This window comes from Salegentibacter sp. (genome assembly GCF_036568425.1).
Classification (GTDB): domain Bacteria; phylum Bacteroidota; class Bacteroidia; order Flavobacteriales; family Flavobacteriaceae; genus Salegentibacter.
Genome location: NZ_DATCSO010000023.1, coordinates 1 through 7,051, shown reverse-complemented (window position 1 = coordinate 7,051; position 7,051 = coordinate 1). Strand labels below are relative to the sequence as shown.

The 7,051-nt window shown below is 38.9% G+C and carries 7 protein-coding genes; 2 read left to right on the top strand and 5 right to left on the bottom strand.

What is annotated here, in order from left to right; all coding sequences use genetic code 11:
• Positions 1–376: helix-turn-helix domain-containing protein (locus VIM94_RS02620; RefSeq protein ID WP_332037738.1), on the top strand; the 376-nt coding region annotated here is incomplete at its 5' end.
• Positions 366–929 (top strand): PIN domain-containing protein, encoded by a 564-nt coding sequence (locus tag VIM94_RS02615; RefSeq protein ID WP_332037737.1) that lies wholly within the window; start codon positions 366–368, stop codon positions 927–929. The genes VIM94_RS02620 and VIM94_RS02615, both read left to right, overlap by 11 nt.
• A gap of 182 nt (positions 930–1,111) precedes the next feature.
• Here the strand turns inward: VIM94_RS02615 and VIM94_RS02610 are convergent, their stop codons facing one another.
• The 5 genes from VIM94_RS02610 to VIM94_RS02590 all read right to left on the bottom strand — a co-directional run.
• A complete protein-coding gene (locus VIM94_RS02610; protein ID WP_332037736.1) occupies positions 1,112–1,903 on the bottom strand; it encodes a cation transporter in 792 nt (263 codons plus the stop codon).
• A 56-nt stretch (positions 1,904–1,959) separates the two neighbouring features.
• Positions 1,960–4,461, bottom strand: coding sequence for a heavy metal translocating P-type ATPase (locus VIM94_RS02605; protein ID WP_332037735.1), 2,502 nt, complete (start codon positions 4,459–4,461; stop codon positions 1,960–1,962).
• Between the two features lie 22 nt (positions 4,462–4,483).
• Positions 4,484–4,900 carry a Fur family transcriptional regulator gene (locus VIM94_RS02600; RefSeq protein ID WP_332037734.1) on the bottom strand — a complete coding sequence of 139 codons (417 nt, stop codon included), beginning with the start codon at positions 4,898–4,900 and terminating at the stop codon, positions 4,484–4,486.
• Positions 4,901–5,032: 132 nt separating this feature from the next.
• Positions 5,033–6,265 (bottom strand): efflux RND transporter periplasmic adaptor subunit, encoded by a 1,233-nt coding sequence (locus tag VIM94_RS02595; protein ID WP_332037733.1) that lies wholly within the window; start codon positions 6,263–6,265, stop codon positions 5,033–5,035.
• Between the two features lie 9 nt (positions 6,266–6,274).
• Positions 6,275–7,051: TolC family protein (locus tag VIM94_RS02590; RefSeq protein WP_332037732.1), on the bottom strand; the 777-nt coding region annotated here is incomplete at its 5' end.

Below are 7,051 nucleotides of genomic sequence, written 5' to 3'. Positions count from 1 at the left end.
TGTAATCCGGCAGTTAAAATCGGAAAATCCTGAAATTGAAATTGAAGAAACCCAGGAAAGGATCAAAATTCCATTAAAAGCTTTAAAATTATTGGGAGAAGTTCTGAAGGCAATGAGTGAAGGTAAACCTTTTTCGATAGTACCGATGGCTACAGAAGTTACTACGCAAAAAGCGGCGGAGATTCTAGGTTGTTCAAGACCTCATTTCGTGAAATTGCTCGAAGAAGGTAAAATTGAATTTACCAAGGTTGGTAAACACAGACGTGTTAGGTTTGAAGATGTTATGAAATACAAAAGAAAGATGAAGAAGGACCAGAAGCAACATCTAATTGATATAATGAAGTCTGATGAAGAATTAGGTTTGTATGATTCATAGTGTAAGGTTTAAATGTGTTCTGGACACAAACGTCATTTATCCAATTGAAATTAGAGATTTGCTTTTCTGGTTTGCTTATTATGATTTGTATACACCAAAATGGAGCGAACATATATTTGATGAGTGGCAAGATGTAATGAAAAGAAAGGGAGTAGAAGAATCAGTCGCTAGAAAACGGGTTGAGAAGGCAAATTTAGCCTTCCCAGATGCAATGGTTAATAATTACTCCCCTTTAATAACCAATCTCACTCTGCCTGATCCCAAAGATTGTCATGTTTTAGCAGCAGCAATAAAGACAAACGCTAACGTAATAGTAACTAATAACATAAAAGATTTCCCGAAAGATTATCTTGCTTCATTTGGTCTTTCGGCTAAAACTGCAGATGATTTTTTAACCGATATAATCGATTTAAATCCAGAACAAGCAGTTGAGGCTTTTAAAGAAATGGTGCTAAACAGAAGAAACCCTGATCTGAATGAGTTTGAAGTATTAGATATTTTAAGGAACAGAGGTTTAAAGGATACTGCAGATTTTTTACACTCTCAGTTATAATTCATTGGACTTCCGGTGACCAAAAGGTGTTATCCTTACGCAGGCCAATTCCCCCATTTGAATAATCCTTATTTAAGAAAATAAGAAAAAACTTACTTAACGAATCTTCTAATTAAAATTTCTAATCACGGGGAGTTTTATTATACAGATGAAGAACTTTTATAATTAACCCTAAGTAGTTTCTATTTAGATATTTTAAGGATTTTTACAGCTCCGCGCATTACAATACTGAAAACAATACCTCCGATTATTAGATCTGGCCATTTATTTTCTAAAAAATAAACCAATGCTCCTGCCAGGATAATACCTCCATTTACAATTATATCGTTGGAGGTGAAAATTGCACTAGCCTGCATATGAGCTTCATTGCTTTTGGCTCTGGTTATCAACCATAATGAGATTAGGTTTCCTGCTAGAGCTAAGGAAGAAATTATGAGCATCCATTGATACAGTGGTAATTCGCTTTCTACAAAAAACCTTCTTAAAACTTCTATGAATCCAAAGAAGGCCAGGGCCATTTGAAAATACCCGCTAAACCTGGCCACCTTCTTTTTTCTAGCGACAGCACCTCCAACGGCAAATAAACTTAAGGCATATACGATGGAATCTGCCAACATATCCAGGGAATCTGCGACCAGTCCCATTGACGATGAAATCCATCCGGTCGTCATTTCTATAATGAAAAAACCAAAGTTGATACCTAAAACCCACCATAGAATTATTTTTTGCTTGTTTTCATCTTCCTTTACAGGAACTTGAGCTTCCCGGGTTTCGATAAGTTTTTCACCAAAATTTAAATCGGAAATAGAGGAATAAATGTCATCCACAGGGCCAGAATGATAGACTTCCAGTTTCCTTTTAGGAATATCAAAATCAAGATATTTCACCTGGGAGTTAGATTCTAATTTCATTCGAATCATCTGCTCCTCAGACGGGCAGTCCATTTTATTTATAAGGAAGGTACTTTTCTTCATGGTTTTAAAAAGGTGTAATGTCAATGAAAAACATTCTTTTTCAGCTTTGTGTAGTCTTATTTTTTAAAAGCCAGCAGCCTTAAGGCATTAAATACTACTAAGAGAGTAGAGCCTTCATGAATTACAACGGCCACACCAATATTGGCAAATCCGAAAATAGTTGCAGGGATTAGTAAAGCCACAATACCAAGACTTACCCATAGATTCTGTTTAATTATGGATTTGGATTTCCTACTTAATCCAATAGCAAAGGGAAGTGTTTCCAGCTTGTCGGCCATCAATGCTATATCGGCGGTTTCCAGGGCAACATCACTTCCTGCTGCCCCCATGGCTATTCCCACGGTGCTATTGGCCATTGCCGGGGCATCGTTTACCCCATCCCCCACCATGGCTACTTTAGATTCTTTTTCTTTTAATTTTTTAATCGCTTCTACCTTTTCTTCAGGTAACAAACTTCCCCAGGCATCGGTCAAGCCTATTTCTTTTGCCACCGCATCGGCTACCTTTTGGTTATCTCCAGTAAGCATAATCATTCGTTTAATTCCGATTTTCTTTAATTTTAAAAGGGTCTCTTTGGCAGCATCGCGAGGGGTATCCATGAGAGCTAATATTCCAATATATTCCTCATTTTTGCGAAGGAGCATGGTAGTATTACCGCCCGCTTCAAGGTTACGGACCTTTTCTACTATTTCTTGTGAAGGTTTCGTATCATTAAGGTTTTCATATAAATCCAGGTTACCTATATAGATGTTATCGCTACCCAGCATAGCCTTAATACCTTTGCCCAGAACTGCTTCCAGGTTGGTAGCCTCAGGTATATGAGTATCATCCAATCTCTTTTTAGCATCTCTCACTACCGCTTTTGCCAGGGGGTGATCGCTAAGGTTTTCTACAGCAACGGCTATTTTAAGTAAATCATTCTCCTGAATTTCTCCTAAGGGAACAACCTGTGTAAGTTTGGGTTTTCCTTCTGTTAAGGTTCCGGTTTTATCAAAAGCTAATGCGGTTATAACTCCTAAATCTTCCAAGGGCCGCCCTCCCTTAATTAACACTCCCCCTTTTGCGGCTCTTGCTACTCCGCTTAGGACCGCACTGGGTGTCGAAATAGCCAAGGCACAGGGACTGGCAGCAACGAGTACCGCCATTGCTCTATAGAAACTATCACTAAAAGTTTCATCTATTACTAAAAAGGCAAACAGCAAAGTAATTACCAGAATAAGTACAGAAGGAACAAAATATCTTTCAAACTTATCGGTAAGCAATTGGGTTGGAGATTTTTGAGTTTGGGCTTCATTCACCAATTTAACCAATCTGGATAAGGTTGAATCCCTGGCTTCTTTAATTACTTTAATCTCTAAGGTATTGTTGCCATTAATGGTTCCGGAGAAAACCCGGTTTTCAGCCCTGATATCATCAAGTTTTGAATAATCTTTATTGGAGTCTTCTACCGGCACCTTATCTACGGGAACACTTTCTCCGGTAATAGGTGCCTGGTTTACACTGCTTTTTCCTTTCACTACCACTCCATCTGCCGAAATTTTACTGTTGGGTCTCACAACAATAACATCGCCAATAGTTAATTTTTCAATACCTACTTCCTGAGTTTGGCCGTCTTTTTTTAATAGAGCGGTTTTAGGAGCCAGATCTGAGAGTGCAGCTATTGATTTACGGGCTTTGTTCATCGCAAAATGTTCAAGGGCATGCCCCAGGCTAAAAAGAAATAAGAGTAATGCCCCTTCGGACCATTCGCCTAAAACAGCAGCCCCTATAGCCGCAACTAACATTAAAAAGTCTATTTCAAAACCACCTTTGGCCAGTGTTTCAATGGCTTCTTTGGTGGTATAAAAACCTCCAAAAAAATAGGCCCCTATATAGAGGACAAGGCTAATCCATGCTGGGATGTTATCCAAAAAGGAGAAACCAAAGCCCAAACTTAGGAGCACCCCACTAATTATAGCAAAAATAAGTTCGGAGTTCTTGCCTAGAATACCTCCATGTTCGTGAGCATGTTCTTCTCCTTCCGGATGATCTTCTTTGCCCGAGATGGGCTTTGCTTTCTCTACAGGGCTTTGCTTTTTTGCGGGTTTAATTGATACCTCTTTAGGAGTAGATTTTATTTCCGGGTATAGATTTTCTTTTTCTAGCTTTTGATAAATAGCCTGTATATTAGTTTCATTTTTTTCGAACTCCAAACGCACCAAACCAGCGGTTGTTACTGAGACCTCAAGTATTCCAGGGATATCCATTAACTTTTTCTCCAAGAGGCGGGCGTGCCGGGTATGCCTTACACCTTTAACCTCTAAAAGTAAATGGCCATACTTTTCTGTGATTTTCGCTCCGGAAGTTTTTGCAATAGACTGAATCCTGTCCATAGATATTATATCAGGATCGTAATGAAAACAAAGTTTCGGAACTGCATTCGCCTCCTGATCGACAAGGTGGACCTTTTCCAAACCATCTTTGGCCTCCAGGGTTTTAATAAGTCTTTCTATACAACTATCCTTTTCACTTGTGACCTGAGGCAGGAGTACCGGGATTTCTATTTGGATCTTTTTCATAATATATTAGTTTTTCAACTGCTTAGGCATTGTTGCATTTATAGCATATTCCTTTGACCACGAGGTTTACACTTTCTGCCGAATAACCTTCAGGCAAATTGATATGAGGAATTTTACGATCTGTTAGGCAGATGGTTTCATCACACTTACTACAATGAAAATGAAGATGTAAATCCTGTTCAACCTCACAGTTGCAGCCAACTTCACAGAGCGCATATTTAGGTATTCCTGTTCCATCATCGATCTGATGCACAATTCCACTCTTTTCAAAAGTTCTTATGGTACGGGATAAAGTAGCCCGATCGACCTTCACAAAGGCATTTTCTATTTCAGAGAGGGCTATGGCTCTTTTATTATTAACCATAAATTTATATATCAGAATACGCATTGCCGTGGGACGGACCTTATGAGTTTCTAAAGTTTTTTCTATTTTGCTCATACTATAATAATGTTTGGTTGAAACAGAATTATTATTTCTGGTTGAATAAACCGGTTTTTAAGACTTAAAATTTTGTCTCCAATTTTTTAAAGTCATAATCCCGATCTTTTAAAGATAGTTACTATAATAAATTTAATGTCCATGGGAAGTTTCACTTTTTTGCATTTCAGAAATCAGGTAATACGCATTATTGTAGGCTACTAAAGCATCTTTGGGCAGAGGTTCCAGGAATTTAATTTCAACCCAACCGTCCTCGGTTATTCCCGTTCTTATTTCGAAAGGTTTCAGTTCCCACTTCACTTTTTCCTCTTCCCTGATCTTTTGTGCTATGAAGATATAGGGTTTACCTTCTTCTTCAATTACGGCTTCTTCGGGGAGGGCAGGAACGAGTTCTTCTCCTGTGCGAATTTTTCCTTTAATGTACATTCCCGGAATCAGGTAGCCTACCTTATCATCAATTTCGGCATGTATATGGATGGCTTTGGGGTTTTGTTCAAATTGTTTTCCTACTGAATAGATCTCTCCGGTTAAATTACTTCCGGGAACAGATTCCAGAGTAAAGGACATTTTTTGTTCTTCTTTGACCTTATAGATATCTTTTTCGAAAACCATAAGATCGGCGTGAACATGTTCATTATCAACCACCATAAACATGCCGGTTTGAGGATCTACATATTGCCCCATTTGTACCACTACTTTTTCAATATAGCCTGCAATGGGACTAACCACCGGAATAAGTTCGTAGAGATTTCCGTTTCGTACCCGGGATGGATCCAGATTTAACTGACGCAATTGAGATTCGTAAGCCCGTACCTCACCTTGAACCGATTGATAATCGGATTGGGTTTGCTGGAAATTCTTGCCTGAAGCTACTTCGGCTTCATAGAGACGCTTTTGTCTTTCAAAATCTTTTTCCAAAAATTCTAACCTGCTAAACGCATTAATGTAATCTGACTGAATCCTGGTTAAATCGGGATGAGAAAGATAAGCCAGAGTTTGGCCCTTCTTCACCTCATCTCCCTCAATAACTTTTATAGATGAAACGTTCCCTCCCAAAATAGCTGTAACGGTAGCCTCATATTGGGGTGGCACTTCTAGCTGGCCATTGGCTTCGACAATTCCGGAAAGGGCTTTTTTTGTTATGGTATCTACCTTTATCCCTAAACTGTTGAACTTTAATTCTGAAAGATGCACGGAACGTAAGGCTTGTTTTTCTTCAGGTTTTGCTTCCGTATTTTCTTTTTTTGATGATTCGGATTCATCTCTATTATTCTCACTATCTGAAGCGTTATTACATCCAATAAGCAAGCTGATTACCAGGATGGTGAATAATATTTTAATTGTAATTTTCATATCGTTTTTCATCTAAATGTTTTAATTCGAATTTTCAAGGTAATATTCCAGCTGGTATCGGCTGTTCAAATATTCATTAAAGGCTGACCAGGCATCCACTTCAATGCGAATAGCATCCCGGATATTTTGTAGAAAGGTCACATAGTCTATAGCACCTTCCTTAAAAGCCAACACCGCGCCTTGCTGTAGTTCTTTCGCCAGGGGAAGAGCGTTATCTTTATAATATTCCCAGGAATCCTTCCATTTAATGAATTCTTCCCGCATACCTAAAAATGCAGTCTCCAGTTCGATTTTATTCTGATAAAATTTCTGCTCAGCAATTTTTTGGTCTACTTCTGCTTCCTGGGCACGAGCTAATTGTGGTCCAAAAAAGAGAGGAAATTCGAGTCCGACCTGGTATTGATAGAAGCCGGATTGCCCACTGATTTCCTGTCTCGCATACTGGGCCTGAAATTTTGGAAGAAATTTAGATTTTTGTTCCCTGGTAGTGGCTCTGGCTACAGCCAGTTTTTGCTCGGCAACCTGAAGCAGCGGATGACTATCCAGAGATTCAGAGAGAAAATCAACTGATTTTTCTAAAGTTTCACTGGAAACATTCGGGACATCATACAGGGTGTCATTAACCAGCCATAGATTTAAATACCGGAGGTTTTTCAGGTAATTCCGATAAGATCTTTCTAACTGTATTTTCACTTCGTTCCCCTGGTTAGAGGTAGCCAAATAATCTAGTTTAGAGGTGGCCTCGGTTTCATACCTCAGTTTTGCTGCCCTCTCTACGTCTGCGAAAACAGAATCCAT